Source organism: Streptomyces sp. NPDC036815 (assembly GCF_055609205.1).
Genome location: NZ_JBVJPW010000003.1, coordinates 193,442 through 209,232, shown reverse-complemented (window position 1 = coordinate 209,232; position 15,791 = coordinate 193,442). Strand labels below are relative to the sequence as shown.

The 15,791-nt window shown below is 71.5% G+C and carries 13 protein-coding genes and 1 pseudogene; 8 read left to right on the top strand and 6 right to left on the bottom strand.

Features of this window, described 5'->3' with window-relative positions:
• Positions 1-5 precede the first annotated feature (5 nt).
• On the bottom strand, positions 6-2,006 hold the full coding sequence (locus ACZ69I_RS09680; RefSeq protein ID WP_470831266.1) for a hypothetical protein: 2,001 nt from the start codon (positions 2,004-2,006) through the stop codon (positions 6-8).
• Positions 2,007-2,312: 306 nt separating this feature from the next.
• Here ACZ69I_RS09680 and ACZ69I_RS09675 point away from each other — a divergent pair, with 306 nt between their 5' ends.
• From ACZ69I_RS09675 to ACZ69I_RS09655, 5 genes are all read left to right on the top strand, one after another.
• Positions 2,313-2,912, top strand: coding sequence for a hypothetical protein (locus tag ACZ69I_RS09675; RefSeq protein WP_470831264.1), 600 nt, complete (start codon positions 2,313-2,315; stop codon positions 2,910-2,912).
• 250 nt (positions 2,913-3,162) lie between these two features.
• A complete protein-coding gene (locus ACZ69I_RS09670) occupies positions 3,163-3,522 on the top strand; it encodes a hypothetical protein (protein WP_467677936.1) in 360 nt (119 codons plus the stop codon).
• Between the two features lie 158 nt (positions 3,523-3,680).
• A complete protein-coding gene (gene argG / locus ACZ69I_RS09665) occupies positions 3,681-5,126 on the top strand; it encodes an argininosuccinate synthase (protein WP_470831263.1) in 1,446 nt (481 codons plus the stop codon).
• A gap of 402 nt (positions 5,127-5,528) precedes the next feature.
• On the top strand, positions 5,529-6,731 hold the full coding sequence (locus ACZ69I_RS09660; protein WP_470831262.1) for an acyltransferase family protein: 1,203 nt from the start codon (positions 5,529-5,531) through the stop codon (positions 6,729-6,731).
• On the top strand, positions 6,728-7,087 hold the full coding sequence (locus ACZ69I_RS09655) for a GNAT family N-acetyltransferase (protein ID WP_470831261.1): 360 nt from the start codon (positions 6,728-6,730) through the stop codon (positions 7,085-7,087). The genes ACZ69I_RS09660 and ACZ69I_RS09655 overlap by 4 nt, the downstream gene beginning before the upstream one ends.
• A gap of 151 nt (positions 7,088-7,238) precedes the next feature.
• Here ACZ69I_RS09655 and ACZ69I_RS09650 read toward each other — a convergent pair whose 3' ends face one another.
• The gene (locus ACZ69I_RS09650; RefSeq protein WP_467677945.1) at positions 7,239-7,412 is read right to left on the bottom strand and encodes a CsbD family protein; all 174 of its coding nucleotides are present in this window, start codon (positions 7,410-7,412) and stop codon (positions 7,239-7,241) included.
• 263 nt (positions 7,413-7,675) lie between these two features.
• Here ACZ69I_RS09650 and ACZ69I_RS09645 point away from each other — a divergent pair.
• A pseudogene (locus tag ACZ69I_RS09645) lies at positions 7,676-8,023 on the top strand (PRC-barrel domain-containing protein); the annotation flags it as partial.
• Positions 8,024-8,174: 151 nt separating this feature from the next.
• Here the strand turns inward: ACZ69I_RS09645 and murJ are convergent.
• Together murJ and ACZ69I_RS09635 are read right to left on the bottom strand one after the other, a co-directional pair.
• Positions 8,175-9,863 carry a murein biosynthesis integral membrane protein MurJ gene (gene murJ / locus ACZ69I_RS09640; protein ID WP_470831259.1) on the bottom strand — a complete coding sequence of 563 codons (1,689 nt, stop codon included), beginning with the start codon at positions 9,861-9,863 and terminating at the stop codon, positions 8,175-8,177.
• Between the two features lie 23 nt (positions 9,864-9,886).
• Positions 9,887-11,389 (bottom strand): MFS transporter, encoded by a 1,503-nt coding sequence (locus ACZ69I_RS09635; protein WP_470831257.1) that lies wholly within the window; start codon positions 11,387-11,389, stop codon positions 9,887-9,889.
• 89 nt (positions 11,390-11,478) lie between these two features.
• Between ACZ69I_RS09635 and ACZ69I_RS09630 the strand changes: the two genes are divergently transcribed.
• Complete coding sequence (locus ACZ69I_RS09630) at positions 11,479-12,246, top strand: TetR/AcrR family transcriptional regulator (RefSeq protein WP_470831255.1); 768 nt, start codon at positions 11,479-11,481, stop codon at positions 12,244-12,246.
• A 12-nt stretch (positions 12,247-12,258) separates the two neighbouring features.
• Here the strand turns inward: ACZ69I_RS09630 and ACZ69I_RS09625 are convergent, their stop codons facing one another.
• Together ACZ69I_RS09625 and ACZ69I_RS09620 are read right to left on the bottom strand one after the other, a co-directional pair.
• Positions 12,259-13,083 carry a restriction endonuclease gene (locus tag ACZ69I_RS09625; protein WP_470831253.1) on the bottom strand — a complete coding sequence of 275 codons (825 nt, stop codon included), beginning with the start codon at positions 13,081-13,083 and terminating at the stop codon, positions 12,259-12,261.
• Positions 13,084-13,169: 86 nt separating this feature from the next.
• Positions 13,170-14,972 (bottom strand): TIGR03086 family metal-binding protein, encoded by a 1,803-nt coding sequence (locus ACZ69I_RS09620; RefSeq protein WP_470831251.1) that lies wholly within the window; start codon positions 14,970-14,972, stop codon positions 13,170-13,172.
• Positions 14,973-15,066: 94 nt separating this feature from the next.
• On the opposite strand from ACZ69I_RS09620, the gene ACZ69I_RS09615 reads away from it, so the two are divergent.
• Positions 15,067-15,687 carry a TetR/AcrR family transcriptional regulator gene (locus tag ACZ69I_RS09615; protein ID WP_470831250.1) on the top strand — a complete coding sequence of 207 codons (621 nt, stop codon included), beginning with the start codon at positions 15,067-15,069 and terminating at the stop codon, positions 15,685-15,687.
• The last annotated feature ends 104 nt before the right edge of the window (positions 15,688-15,791 follow it).

Sequence of the window (15,791 nt, the reverse complement as noted above, 5' to 3'; positions counted from 1 at the left end):
GTGCTTCAGCGATCCCCGACCTCCGCCAACTCCTGCCCACCCGCCAGCCGTGCCCGTACCGTCACCCGGGCGTCCTTGGGGGCCCGGACCGCCATGAGCCGGCCCTTCTTCTCGGCGTCCACGTCGCCGGTGACGGAGATTCGGGTGACCTCGCGGCTGCCCGCGGCGAGCAGGAAGCGGTGGCCCGAGCCCGACGTCCAGCGGGCGTCGGCCACGACGTGCTGGCCGAAACGGCTGCAGGCCGCCGTCGCGCGGGCCCGTCCGACGATCCGCGCCGGCGCCGTCGCCGACTGGGCCGACGTGCGGAACTGGAGCAGTACGCTGCCGGGTCCGCGCCAGGTCGAGGCGCGCGTGCAGGACCACACGGCACGGCCGCTGTCCTCGGGGAGGCCCTGTTCGGCGAAGTCCCACTGGTTGACGGCCCGTACGCCGTTCCCGCGCAGTTCGGACAGGCGGCACGCGCCGTGGGCCCAGCTCAGCAGCGCCGCTCTGCTCGTGGCCTCGCGCGGCTGGCGGGCCGGGGCGCCGGTTCCCGGCAGGGGCGTATAGCTGAGGTGAGCGGGGGAGAGGCCGCCGAGGTCGGCGACCAGGAACGCGTGCTTCTCCACGATCCTGCTGGACGAGCGCAGTTGCAGCACCGGCAGGGCATCACAGGCGCCCGCGGCCGACGGTGCGCCGACCGGCTCCGTGAGGCCCTCGCCGGAAACGTCGAGCGGGCGGCCGGGGTCGTTGGGGCGCAGCAGGTCGCGGGTGCGGGCCTCCGCGATCCAGGGGGCGGTGAGGTAGCGGGCCTTGCCACCCGCGCGACTGACGGCGAGCGCAGCCGCCGTGGTCACGTCGGAGTCGTCGGCGCGCGAGAAGTCCAGAGAGGCGGGTGAGGAGGGCGAGAGCGGCTCGCCGTAGCGGACCACGCGGAGGCCGTCGTGGAACAGCACGACAGCCTCCCGGCCCACGACGGCCGCGTACAGCAACTGGGTCGCCTTGGTCGGCGGTTCGGTGGTGGTCGCCGCCGCGGCGCCGACCCGGGTGCCCGGCGGAGGATCGGTCCAGGCGCCGAGCGCGCGCGTGAGCAGTGCGCGGTCGGCGACGCGGGAGCCCCGGGCGGGCCACGCGGTGAAGTCGACCCGTGAGGTGTCGGCCCACGCGCCGGGCGAGGTGCGCTGCAGCGCGTCGACGCCGATCGCGGGAGGTCCGGCCGAGGGCCGGTGCGGCGCGGAACGGGAGACGGAGCCGAGCGACGCCAGCGCCCCGCAGACGAGGGCGAGGGCGCCCGCCACGCACCAGAGCAGCCGGACCCGGCGCCTGCGGCGCAGCAGATCGGTGGGGCGGGTCTGCACGGAACAGGCGTCGAACTCCTGGGACCGCAGCAGCACCTCCGCCGCCTCGCCCACCGTCTCCTCGATGCCGCAGGCGGCGTCGAGGGCCTCCTGCGGATCGGACACGCCGGCGGCGGCGAGCAGCTGCGCCACCTCGGGGCGGGGGAGTCCGTCGAGGCGGCACAGCACGAACGCCGCGCGGGCGGGCGCGGACACCTCCGCCAGAAGCCGCGCGAGCGCGATCTCCTCGGCGCCGCCGGCGCGGGGGAACAGGCGCAGTCCCCAGACGACGGGCAGGACGGGGCGCAGCGCGCGGGGCGGCGGCAGCCGGTCGGGCCACCCGCGCGGCCGGTGTCCATGGGCCAGCGCCGCACCCAGGACGCGCACCGTCACCCACGCCGCTCCCGCCCGGCCTTTCGGCGCCCGCGCCCCGCCCGGGGCGCCGTCCTGCGCGTCGCCCGCCCTCGGCTGCGGGACCCGCGCGAGTGCGTGCCGCGCCCGGAAGCCGGGCAGGGCGCGCTGTACCAAGGCGTGGGCGACGAGAACGCGCCGGTGTCGGCTGAGGGTGCTGGGCAGGGTGAGGTAGGCGAGGCGTACGAGCCGGGTGTACTGGTCGACGATGACGGCCTCGGCATGGTCGAGGGCCACCCGCTCGGATCCCCTCGCCCGGCGCCGTTGCGATGTGCTCATCGGTCAAAGAGCCTTCCGAGAGGCTGATGACGTTGCGTCCTGACCTCCATCAAACGAGTGAATACTGCGATGGTCACAGCTGAGGCGCGAAGGGTGCCGGTGGCCGGGCGTGGCTCGATGGAGACGACTCCCGTGCGGCGGCGCGCTGTTGCGGTTCGGTGACACGGGAGACAGAGCTGTGACGTGCGCGAGGGCAACGCCCGTACGGGGTCACGGGTCGTATGTGGCGTGGGAGCGAAGGGCGGCGCTTTCCGCCCGAACAAGCAGGCAGACCAAGTCAGATGGGGGAAAACAGTGGAGAAGAACATGCGCGTGAACAAGGGACTGCTGGCGATGGGTGCCGCCCTGGCGGCAGCGGGCGTGGCGGCCGGTACGGTGCCCGCCGCCGCGGCCGGTACGCCCCGGTTCCTGTCCGCGTCCGAGCTTCCGCCGCACGCCTCGTCGCAGTGGACGGCGGGACCGGTGACGTCCGGCCAGCCGGACCCGCTGCCGATGTGCGTCGGCGGGGCGCTGCCGTCGATCTCCGTGCACCGCGCCTACCGCACGGACCTCGACACCGGTGCGCTGCAGGTGACCGTCGTGGAGCGCAGCGTGCAGCGGGCCAAGGACTTCGCGGCCCTGCTGCGCAAGGACCTCGACGGCTGCGCGAAGTCGGTCATGCAGCAGAACCCCGACATCACCGCGAAGCAGAAGTACTACGGCAAGGTCGATGCCGAGGAGGGCGCCCACGTCTACGGCGTCCACACCACCGCCACGTGGGGGGCCTCGGACATCAACATGTTCTCGGTGGGGCGTGACGGCAACACGGTGACGCTCGTGCAGTGGGGTCAGATGGGCGGCTTCGCCGACGCCCAGGTCGCCGACTTCAAGGCCACGACCGCCACGGCCGTGAACAAGCTCTACTGACCCGCGCCCCGGCCGGATCCGGCGTGCGCAACGGCGCCGACACCGATCTCGGCACCGCCGCGAGGGGGTGGGACAATCGGCCGACGAGGCCGCCGCCCGCGCTCTTCGCCGGTGTGCCGGTCTCGTTGCGCGTGGATCCGGCTGGGGTGAGGCCGGCGCCGGGGTCGCACCCGGCGCCCGGTGGTGGGGAGGAACGACGGTGGTGGAGTGGCGGTACATCGCCAAAGGGGCAAAGGCCGTTCCCGAACCCATGGCCACTCCGTTCGTCTGGACGACGGCCTGCTCGGGCTCCTTGGTGCTGGTCATCACGTTCGACCTGCTCGGCGCCCTCGACCGCACCGGACTCGCCCTCGCGGCACTGTCCGTCCTTGCCGCGCTGCTCGGCATGCTCGGCCGGTTCGTGGCGGCACCGGGAACGGCCGTCCTGTGCTGGGCCCTGCTGAACGTCTTCGCCGCTCACCCCACCGGTGAGCTCTCCTGGGCCGTTCACCGGGACCTGGGCTGGGTGGCATGCCTGCTGGCAGCCGCTCTCATCGGCACGGCGACGGCCCGGGTGTGGTACGCCCGGGCCGCGTACCGCCGTGTCACGCCCTTCGACGGAGCGGCCTGACGGCACGTCGCAGGGCCCGGCCCGTCGCGCCGGCAAGGCCACACACATGAGCCGGGAAAGTCACACACATAAGCCCGGGAAGGTCACACACAGTAACAGGGTGGGAGCACCTCCAGACCGTCTTTGCATGACCATGCGCGATGATGCATACTCTTCCTATGTCTAAGGTCCTCACCTCCCTCCCCGCCGGCGAGCGCGTCGGCATCGCCTTCTCGGGCGGTCTCGACACCTCCGTCGCGGTCGCGTGGATGCGCGACAAGGGCGCCGTCCCGTGCACCTACACCGCCGACATCGGGCAGTACGACGAGCCCGACATCGCCTCGGTGCCCGGCCGCGCCAAGGCCTACGGCGCCGAGCTCGCGCGCCTGGTCGACTGCCGCGAGGCGCTCGTGGAGGAAGGTCTGGCCGCGCTCACCTGCGGCGCGTTCCACATCCGCTCGGGCGGGCGCGCGTACTTCAACACCACGCCGCTCGGCCGCGCGGTCACCGGCACGCTCCTGGTCCGGGCGATGCTCGAGGACGACGTCCAGATCTGGGGCGACGGCTCGACCTTCAAGGGCAACGACATCGAGCGGTTCTACCGGTACGGCCTGCTCGCCAACCCGCAGCTGCGGATCTACAAGCCCTGGCTGGACGCGGACTTCGTGACGGAGCTCGGCGGCCGCAAGGAAATGTCGGAGTGGCTGCTCGCCCATGAGCTGCCCTACCGGGACAGCGCGGAGAAGGCGTACTCCACCGACGCCAACATCTGGGGCGCCACCCACGAGGCGAAGACGCTGGAGCACCTGGACACCGGCGTGGAGACCGTCGAGCCCATCATGGGTGTGCGGTTCTGGGACCCCGAGATCGAGATCGCCGCCGAGGACGTGACGATCGGCTTCGAACAGGGCCGCCCGGTGACGATCAACGGCAAGGAGTTCGCCTCCGCCGTCGACCTGGTGATGGAGGCCAACGCCATCGGCGGCCGCCACGGCATGGGCATGTCGGACCAGATCGAGAACCGGATCATCGAGGCCAAGAGCCGCGGCATCTACGAGGCGCCGGGAATGGCCCTGCTGCACGCCGCGTACGAGCGCCTGGTGAACGCGATCCACAACGAGGACACCCTCGCCCAGTACCACAACGAGGGACGGCGTCTCGGCCGGCTGATGTACGAGGGCCGCTGGCTCGACCCGCAGGCGCTGATGGTGCGCGAGTCGCTGCAGCGCTGGGTGGGTGCGGCCGTCACCGGCGAGGTCACGCTGCGGCTGCGGCGCGGCGAGGACTACTCGATCCTCGACACCACGGGCCCCGCGTTCAGCTACCACCCGGACAAGCTGTCCATGGAGCGCACCGAGGACTCGGCGTTCGGCCCGGTCGACCGGATCGGCCAGCTCACCATGCGCAACCTGGACATCGCCGACTCGCGCGCCAAACTGGAGCAGTACGCGGGCCTCGGCCTGATCGGCAGCTCCGACACCTCCATCGGCGCCGCCCAGGCGGCCGCGACCGGCCTGATCGGCACCATGCCGGAGGGCGGCGCCCAGGCCATCGCCTCGCGCGGTGAAGTCTCCGGGGACGACGAGATGCTGGACCGCGCCGCGATGGAGTTCGGCACGGACTGACCGATCGGTTTCAGTACGGACCTACTGAGTTCGGCACAGCACCGACGGAGAGGCCGGTCCGACGCCCTGAAAGGCGTCGGACCGGCCTCTCCCGCGTCAGCATCCATACGTGCTGCCGCGTCACCCCCGCGCCCGCCACACCACCCGAACGAGCGCAGTTCGCGGAAGCGCACCGCGGACTCGGCCGCCGCAGACCGCCCCGCGTCACGCCGCGTCGAGCTCTCCGCCTCCCCCCACGGCCTCACCGCCCACCGGCCCGCGACCTGGGCAAAGGATTCCGCACAGCCGTCGACCGAACCACCGGACCGCACCTAAGCCGTCACGTGACGCCTCTCCCGCACGGCTGTGCCCGCGATCAGAGGAGTTTTACGCGGCTGTAGAAGTATGGCTAGGGTGCCGGAGATGCCCAGGTTCACCGTGCCCAGGTCCATTGTGGGAGGCACCTTGAAGGAGCCGTCACGGCCGACAGGCCGCCATGCGATGCCGCTGCCTCCTCAGCGGCCCGCCGCGAGTTCGGCTCCCGCCGGGCGCGCGGTCCCGGAGCAGAGACCCGCACAGCCGGCCAAGCGGCGGGACGCCTTCTTCGACAACGCCAAGTACCTGGCGATCGTCCTCGTCGCCATGGGGCACGCCTGGGAACCGCTGCGCGGGGACAGCCGGGCCGCAGCCGCGCTCTACATGACCGTCTACACCTTCCACATGCCCGCGTTCATCGTCATCTCCGGCTACTTCTCGCGGAGCTTCGACGCGAGCCCGAACCGGATCAGACGCCTGGTCACCGGGATCGCGGTGCCGTACGTGATCTTCGAAGTCGCGTACACGTTCTTCAAGCGGTGGGTGGGCGGCGACCCGGACTACCCCATCAGCCTGCTCGACCCCTGGTACCTGACCTGGTTCCTGGTCGCACTGTTCATCTGGCGGCTCACGACCCCCCTCTGGAAGATCGTGCGGTGGCCGCTGCCGCTCGCGCTCGCCATCGCCGTCCTCGCGTCCGTCTCCCCGGACATCGGCGACGACCTCGACCTGCAGCGCGTACTGCAGTTCCTGCCCTTCTTCGTACTCGGCCTCGTCCTGAAGCCCGAGCACTTCCGGCTGGTGCGCCGCAAGGAGGCCCGGCTGCTGGCTCTGCCGGTCTTCGCCGCGGCGCTGGTCTTCGCCTACTGGGCGGCGCCCCGGATGAGCGCGGCGTGGTTCTACCGACGCGACAGCGCCCAGGAACTGTCCGCGCCGGGCTGGGCGGGCGTCGTCATGACACCGGCCATGTTCGGTTGCTCCCTGGTCCTTGTCGCCTGCTTCTTCGCCTGGGTACCGGGCCGCAAGCTGTGGTTCACGGCCCTGGGCGCCGGGACGCTCTACGGCTACCTCCTGCACGGCTTCCTCGCCAAGGGCTCCCGCTTCGGGGACTGGTACGAAGCCGACTGGCTCCACCGGCCGCTCGGTGAGATCACCGTGACCCTCGTCGCCGGGACGGTGATCACGCTGCTGTGCACGCCACCGGTGCAGCGCATGTTCCGTTTCGCGATGGAACCCACGATGGAATGGGCGTTCAGGCAGGACGCCGCCGCCCTGGCCAAGGGCCGCAGACCGGGCCGCAGAGCCGAGTGAGCAGCCCGGCCCGGCCGCCCGCCGTCCATTTCGAGCACGCCGTCGAGACGGCGCCCGCGGGCCGCCGGGCCCTCACCATGCTGGACCGTTCCGACCGGCCGGTGGGCTGCCTCGAATATCAGGTCTGCCACCCGTGCCGACGCGGCTACATCGGCAACATCGCCGTCGCCACGCACTGGCAGGGCCAGGGCCTCGGCCGCCACGCCCTGCATACGGTCATGGCCGCGGGTGCGGACTACACCTGGTCCACGTCCCGCCAGACCGCCGAGGGCAAGCGCTTCTTCGCCGCCATGGAGGAGGAGTTGGAGACCGCGTTCCCGGCGTGCGGCACGCGGTGCCCGCACATGGCGCCCTGACGCCGCGCGGTGGCCTGCGCTCAGCGGCACACAGGATCGCGGTAACGCCGGTGGGGCGGACTCCCTCAAGAGGAGTCCGCCCCACCGGCGTTACCGGGTTCGGCCGACCGATCGACAGGTCGCCCGATCGGCTGCTGGATCCGTCGGCAGCCTAGCGCTTGCCGACGTCCTTGATCTTTTCCTTGGCCTGGCGGGCGTCGCCCTGCATCCGCTCGGCGCGGCCCTCGGCGGTGAGGCGTTCATTGCCGACGGTGCGGCCCGCGGTCTCCTTGGCGGCGCCGGTGGCCTGTTCGGTCTTGGCCTTGGCCTTCTCGTTGGCGGTCATGATCCGCTCACGCTCCCTTGGCTTCGACATCATGTGCTGCAGTCCGCTTGACCGCTGACCGTGATCGCAAACATCGCCGCGGCGATCGGATCCACCCGAGCGGCACCCGTGCGGCAGTGGCGGTTCGGACAGGCCGGTCATCGGTTCGCAGGGATTTGTTTAGTGATGTCCGCGTCGGAGAACCGAGGGGTGTCGCCGGAACGGACGCACGGTGCATCCCCGCACCGACCGACCGCAAGCGACCGATACACGGAGGTACCACCATGACCGAGAACATCTGGCACTACCCGGCCAGTGCTGGTCACACTCCCGACGCGGACCTGACGGGCTACAAGGTCGAGGCCACGGACGGCCACATCGGCAAGGTCGACAAGCACTCGCAAGAGGTGGGTTCGCAGTACATCGTCGTGGACACCGGTGTGTGGATCTTCGGCAAGGAGGTCCTGCTGCCCGCGGGCACCATCATCGGGATCGACGCGGAGGCGAAGACGATCCAGGTCGCGCGGACCAAGGAAGAGATCAAGAACGCCCCCGAGTTCGACAAGAACAAGCACCTCGGTGACGCGGGCTACCACGACCAGGTCGGCTCGTACTACGGCTCCCACCGGCCGGCCACCCCCGGCTCCCCGGGCACGCCGGAAGCGGGCCCGAGGCCTCCTGGCCCCGCCACCTTCTGAGCGGACGCCCGACCGCTCGCAGGAAGAGACCGGGGCCGGACCGCGAGAAGCGGTCCGGCCCCGGCCGACTGCCGGCCCGTCCGCGTCACCTCAACCCCGGCAGGCTCCGCAGTTCGCTGATCCGGAAAGCGCGAGCGAGGACCAGGAAGAGCAGCGCCATCGTGGCACCGCCCGCCGCCAGGGCCAGGGCGGGGGCCCAGGTGGCCGAGTCCAGGTTCGAGGAGCAGGCGCGGGCGACGAGCCAGCCGAGCGCGCCCGCCGACACGGCGGAGGCCGCCAGTTTGCCGTAGGTGCGGCACAGGCGTTTGCCGTCCATCCGGCCCTCCAGGCGCCGTCGCAGTCGCAGGGCGGTGATGAGCAGTCCGATGGCGTACGAGGCGGCGTACGCGGCGGCCATCCCGGTGACCGCCCAGCGCGCGGGCAGGAGCATGTGGCAGCCGGCCACCAGGGAGATGTTGACGGCGCTGATCCATACGGCCATCCAGAACGGTGTGCGGGTGTCCTCGAAGGCGTAGAACCCGCGCAGCAGCAGGTACTGGGCGGAGAAGGGGATCAGGCCGAGCCCGAAGGCCTGGAGCATGTGGCCCAGAGGCCGGGCCGATGCGGCGTCAGCCGCGCCGTGGGCGAACAGCACCTGCGCTATCTGCGGTCCGAGGGCGAGGAAGAAGAAGGCGGCGGGGACGATGACCACGCCGCTGATGCGCAGCGCACGGGACAGGTCGCCTCGCACGTCGTCCAGGCGCCGCTCGGCGACGGCCCGGCTCATCCGCGGCAGCAGGGCGGTGACCAGGGAGACCGTGATGATCGCCTGGGGCAGCATCCAGATCGTCTGCGCGTTGGAGTAGGCGGTGAAGCCCACGCCGTCCTGCGGCAGCGCCCGGTCGGCTGCTGAGGCGTAACGCGTCACGACCGTGCCGGCGGCCAGATTGGCCAGCACGAACAGCAGCGTCCAACGGGCCGCGCCGATGCTCTTGCGCAGACCCGTGCCGCGCCAGTCGAAGCGGGGGCGGAAGCGAAAGCCCGCGGCGCGGACGAAGGGGATCAGGGCGAACCCCTGGACGGCCAGCGCGAGCGTGGTGCCGAGGCCGAGGAGCGTCACCTGGGTCCGGCTGATGTCCTCCACCTCGTCCGGAACCGTCATGAGCCCGATGTAGATGCCGAACATCGCGATCAGGACGACGTTGTTGAGGACAGGGGTCCACATCATCGCCCCGAATCTGTTCCGGGAGTTCAGGACCTGTCCCAGGATGCTGAACAGCCCGTAGAAGAAGATCTGCGGCAGCAGGAACCGGGCGAACGTCACGGTCAGCTCGAACGCCTCGTGGTTGTCGGGCGTATCACTCTGATAGAGGCTGACGATCTGCGGCGCCGCCCAGACTGCCAGTGCCGCGCCGACCGCCAGCACGCACAGGACGAGGGTGACCAGGCGCTGCTCGAAGGCCGCGCCGCCGTCCGGCTGTTCGACTCGCGCCCGGACGAGTTGCGGCACGAGAACGGAGTTCAGCGCCCCGCCGATGAACAGGAAGTACAGGCTGGTCGGCACGGTGTTGGCCTGGTTGTAGGTGGTGGCGAGCAGCCCGGTGCCCAGGGCGGCCCCCTGCAGTACCAGTCTGATCAGCCCCGTTGCCCGCGATACCACCGTCCCCGCCGCCATCAACAGGGACGACCGCATTAACCCGCTCTTGCCCCCACCTCCCTTCGGCGCGGCATGCCGTCCTCGCTTCTGCCTCTTCCGTGACCGCGTCGTCGCCCCGGTCCGCGTCCCCTCCGTCATGGGCACAATCTACGGGCCGAAGATCAGGATCGGGGCGTCGGCGTCTCGATGGGGGAGGGGACCTGCCCGGCGTCCGCGGCCGGGCGGGTGCGGCGGATCGCCCAGCCGACCAGGGCCGCGGATACGAGGGTGAGCACGGTCCCCGAGACGGTGACCGCTTGCCTGAACTGCGCGGTCTGCTCCGGGCTCCAGTGCCCCGTGGCGACGTTCCCGAGGAACAGGGCGGCGAGCACGGTGCCGACCACGGCGACCCCGATCGCAGCGGTGACCTCGGCGGCGGTGTCGATCAGTGCCGCGCCGGTGGAAGTGCGGTTGCGAGGCAGGCCGTTGAGCACGTTGACCCCGGCGGCGGCGCCGACGACCCGCATTCCGGCGGCTACGAGGACCAGCGCGGCCGCCACCCACGGATAGCCGAGGTTGCCCGACAGGGTGTAGACGGCGAGCCCGGCCACGACCGAACCCGCACTCATCCAGGCGGCACGGTCGATGCCGACCCGTCCGACGAACCGATGCACGAACGGCCCGCCCGCGATCAGCACGACGACCTGGGGCAGCATGCCGATGGACGCGAGGGCGGGCGACCAGCCCCAGTCCAGCTGCAGTTGCAGCGTCACGAGATAGGCGAGCCCGGCGTTCGCGAGGCCGGCTGCCGCCTTGTAGGCCAGGCCGCCAGAGACCTTGGGCCGGGTGACGAGCGCGAGGTCGAGCAGGGGGTGCCGGGCCGACCGCTCGCGTACGACGAACAGGACCGCCGCCACGACGACTCCGGCGACGGCGGCCCACGGCGCCCACGACCCGGTGCCCGAGCTCTCGAACAGAGTGGGTGCGACGAGCGCGAGCACGATCGTCGCCGTGCCCAGGACGCCGCCGATCAGGTCCGCGGGCGCCCGGTGCAGGTCGGCGGCATCGTCGGCCGGGACGCCGATCCGTATACCGGCGATCGCGAGGGCCACGATCGGCACGTTCACGAGCAGCAGCACCTGCCACGGGGCGAAGGAGAGCACGAAGCCGCCCACCGTCGGGCCGATCGCGAGACCGACCATGCCCACGGTGGAGATCAAGGTGATCGCCCGTACCCGCAGGCCCTCCTCCTCGAACAGCCGGAACGCCATCGCCATGGTCCCCGGTGTGGTCATCGCGGCCGCGAGGCCCATCACCGCACGGACGGCGATCAGTTCGCCGGTGTCGTCGACGGCCGTCACCGCCAGGCTCGCGACGCCGAGCAGGACCAGCCCGGCGAGCATCACCCGGCGGCGACCGAGCCGGTCGGCGATCACGCCGAACACCAGCATCAGCGCGCCGAAAACGACCGAGTAGCCGTTCGTCACCCACTGCAGGGCGGCCGTCGGGGCCGCGAGGTCGCGGCCGATCGTGGGCAGCGCGACGTTGAGGACGGTGTTGCTCATCATCTCGAAAAGGAAGACCGCCGAGAGCCCCGCCAGGGCCACCCACGCCTCGCGCAGGGAACGGAACGGGCCGGACGGCCCGGGCGCCGGGGGCGGCAGGGTGGCCTGTGGGGTGGGCATGGGTGCATTTCCTCTCGACGAACAGCGTTCGTGTTGAACGAACACTGTTCTACTCAGGAACGGTGTTCGGGTCAAGCTATGCTGGCTCCATGAGCAACGAACGGGCTTCGGGGCGCGCCGGGACGCGTGAGGCATGGGCGGCGAAGATTGCGGCGCTGGGCGAGCCGAGCGGCAGCGAGCGCTCGGGCAAGGCCCCCATCACGGTCCCGCGGATCATGGCCGCGGCCTTCGGGATCGTCGAGACCGAGGGCTTCGAGGCCTTGACGATGCGCCGGGTCGCCGCCGCGCTGCAGACCGGTCCGGCGTCGCTGTACGCACACGTACGCAACAAGGCCGAGCTGGACGAACTGCTGATCAGCGACCTGTGCGCGCGGGTCGCGGTACCGGCTCCCGATCCCGCGCGGTGGACGGAGCAGATGCTGGAGATCTGCCGGGCCCTGCGCGACGAGTACCTGCGCTACCCCGGCATCTCACGCGCCGCCCTGGCGGCCGCCCCGAACAGCCTGGACGCGCTGCGGCTGAGCGAAGGCATGCTGACGATCCTGTTGGCCGCCGAGGTTCCGGCCCAGTCCGCGGCGTGGGCGATCGACGCCGCGTTCCTCTACGTCTCGGCCTACTGCTTCGAGGTGTCGTTGCGGTACGACCCCGACAGCGGAGTCGACCAGCGTGTCCTCGACCGGGACGCGCTCGTGGAGCGGTACCGGATGCTGCCCGGCGATACGTTCCCGAACACCGTCGCCCACATCAGCGAGCTCACCTCCGGTGAGGGCCACGAGCGCTTCGAGTTCACGCTCAGGGCGCTGCTCGGCGGACTCGTCCCGGGTCCGCCGAGCAGGGACCCGGCGACTGACGCGTAGACGCTGCCGGTCTTAGGCTCCTTCCACCATCGCGGGCCCCCAGGGCGCCGGTCCCGAGCCCTCCGCCCAGGCGGCGAGCTCGGCGCCGTCCACGCAGCGGATGCCGCACGACTCGGCGTACTCCAGGGCCGGTTCGGTGAACTGACTGGTCGTCACGACGACGGCCAGCTGGGCTCCGTGCACGGACCAGCACGTGCCGCCGAAGCGCTGCAGGTCCTGGGAGCCGACCTTGTTCGTCGGACCGTACTGCTTGCACTGCACGACGACGCGTCGGCCGTCGGGCGCGATCGCCAGGACATCGGCGCCGAGGTCACCCGCACCGCCGACCACCTCGGTCTCGCGGCAGCCGTCCCGTTCGCAGAGCCCGGCGACGGCGGCCTCGAACCCGTCGGGGTCGAGAGCCGCGAAGTCGGGGGCGGGCGGGGGCAGTACGGCGGTGAGGCCGTCCTGTGCCTCCACGGGGGCGGCGGGAAGGGTCTCCGGGCCCACGGGGGCCGCGACGGGCGTGGCCCCGGGGGCGGTCGGTGCGGGTGTGTCGCAGAGCTGCGCCGCCTCGGCCAGTTCACGGTCGGCCTGTGCCATCCCCGCGCGGGCCGCGCGACGCAGCTCTCTGGCCCGTGGCATCGCGCGCAGCAGGACGTAGAGCACGGGAACGGCGAGCAGGCCGAGGAGCACGGCCGCGATCGGATGGGCCCCGGCCCAGTGGGCGAAGCGCAGGAAGAGCAGCACGGCGGCACAGATCACTGCGCCGAAGAGAGCCAGGACGACGACCGGCCCCGACAGCGCTCGCGCCGCTGTGGAGCGGCCCGTATCAACTTTGGTGTCCCGGACGAGCACGGGGCCTCCTCGACGTCGTTCACGAGTATGTTCGAGCGACGAGTGCCCCGGATGGAGCATTCCATGATCGACAGCGGTCCGGGTCCCTACAGGCCCTGGACTTGTCGCCCGAGGAACGCCAGCAGCCGCACGTGCGCCGACGCGGTCTCCGGGGCCGGGTGTTCCGGATCGAACATGCCGGGGCCACGGAAGGCGTCCATGTCCACCTGGCGCAGGTGCGCGAGCAGGTCCTCGCACAGCCGCTGGTCGACCAGGTCGGCCCGGTCGACGGCGACCGCCAGGTCGACGCCGTGGACGAGTACTTCGGTGAGGTGGATCAGCGCCGCCATCGGCCCCGGGACGGACCCGAATCCGAGGCGGACCGTCGTATCGGCCAGGTCGGCGTCGGTGGGTGTCGCGTGGTGCCAGGCCGCGCGGTCGGCCTCGGCGGCGGCCCGGTACGCGCCGGCGGGGTCCGCGCCGAGCCAGTCGTCGTGGTGTTCGCCTCCCGCGTCGGTGCGGGTCAGTTCCGCGGTGTAGATCCGTATGCCGCCGACCAGGTGGTTGAGCGCCGTCCGCACGTCCCACTCCGAGCAGGGGGTGGGGCTGTCCCAGCCGCCGTCGTTGTCGTCGAGCGCCTCGACCACCGCGCCCGTCATGGTCAGCGCCCGTTCGATGCGGCGGACCGCTGCGGGCCGACGGACCATCACCCGGTCCAGCCAGTCGTAGATCCGGGCGAACGCAAGCCGCTGGGCACCGGACTGGCAATGCGCCTCTGCGCCCTCTTCGTCGGTGAACGCCATGAACGTCTTCTCGCAGGTGAGGTGGTCGTACAGCTTCTCCGGCTGGCCTTTGAAGAAGCCGTCGTCCTCGCCCGAGCAGACCAGTACCGGGCAGGCGATCCGCTCGGCGATGCCGTCGCGCAGGTGGTAGTCGAGGTAGGCGGCACAGAACGCGCGCGGGCTGTCGGCGCCCATGGCGAACATGCCGTGCTCGATCGCCCACTTGATGACCGGGGTGGCTGCCATGGCCTCCTCGAGCATCGCGTCGATGGCGGGGTCTGCGGCGGCCCGCAGTCGGCGCTCGGCTTCCGCGCGGGGCTGGGGAAGGAAGGAGGTGCTCAAGTCGCCGAGGTCGAAGATGCCGTCGAGGGCGACGACCGCGGCGATCCGGCGGTCGAAGGCGGCGGCGCGCGGGGCGAGGTAGCCGCCCATGCTGACCCCGAGCAGCGCTATCCGCTCCGGGTCGACCCCGGGGAGTGTCACCGCGTGGTCGAGCACAGGGGTGACGACGTTCTCCCAGTCCGGGCGGAACATCAGTCCCTGGTGGTGGCGGGTGCCCGGCTGCCCGGGGCCGTCGAAGACAAGGACCGTGTAGCCGCGTTCGGCGGCCGCTGCCGCACCGAAGAAGTGCATTTCCTCGGCGGTGCCGTCGAAGCCGTTGAACATCACCATGGTCGGGCGCGGACGGCCGGAGTCGTCGGGGCGGTAGAGGTACCCGGGCAGGGTCGTGCCCTCGTACGGGATCTCGACCGGCTCGATCGTGGGGGTGAACAGCTCCGCGGCCTTGCGGAAGCAGGTGACGGAAGCGTCGTAGGCGTGGCGGATGCGGGAGTCGGCGGCGTTGCCGTGCAGGAAGAACTCGGCGCTGCGGTAGTAGTTCGAGGCGCGCAGGAACCCGTCGCGGGCGCTGACGCGGTGGCCGTCCGTCTGTGAGGTGCGCGCCTGCTCGGCAACCCGGTCGGCGCTCGCCAGCCACTGGTCGTGCCAGCTGTCGTAGTCGCCGGGGGTGATGCGCTGGGAGGTGGCGGCGACCTCGCCGAAGTCGGCGCCGCCGTAGGAGATGTGACCGAGCGTCCGCAGGGTCTCGTACCAGAACGACGGGTTGTCGGGGAAGAAGATCGGTTCCATCGTAAGCTCCTAACGCAGTGGATTACTGCTTTAGTGCGACCGTAGACCCGGCGGCCACACAAACGCAAGCCGACACTGCGTTAAGATGGCTCTCATGAAGGAGACTCCGACGCCGACCGACGCGGCGGCACCGCCCCCCGCCCGCCGCCCGGGAGGCCGCAGCGCCCGGGTCCGCACCGCCGTCCACCAGGCCGTCACCGAGCTGATCGCCGAGCGCGGCTACGGCACCTTCGCGGTGGCCGACATCGCCGCCCGCGCCGGCGTCGCGGACAGCAGCATCTACCGGCGCTGGGGCTCTCTGGAGGCGCTGCTGATGGAAGTCGTCGTCAGCCGCCTGACCGACCACTCACCCGTGCCCGACACCGGAAGCCTCGACGGCGACCTGCGCTCCTTCGCCGCCAAGGCCGCCGAGGACGTCACCGGTCCTGACGGCCTGGCGCTGCTGCGCACCGTCGTCACCGCGCTGGCCACCGGCCCTGACGGCGAGTCGGCCCGCGACCGGTTCCTCGTCGTCCGCGCCGAACAGCTCCAGGGCATGCTGGACCGGGCCCGCGCTCGCGGCGAGGAAGCCCCCGACGTGCTGGAGGTGCTCGACGGTCTCCTGGCGCCGATCTATGTCCGGGTGCTGTTCGGCGTCGTACCGCTGACACCGGACTACATCGACGGCCTGGTCGACCGCATGCTCACGAATCAAGGCCGCACCGCAACGGCATAGAGGCCACCCGACAGCTCCTCGCCGGGCCCGCCGACCCGGCCGAGGCGCTGCCGCGGGCGGCACCGACGGGCCGCCCCCGCGGCGGGACCGGCCCCGAAGAACCG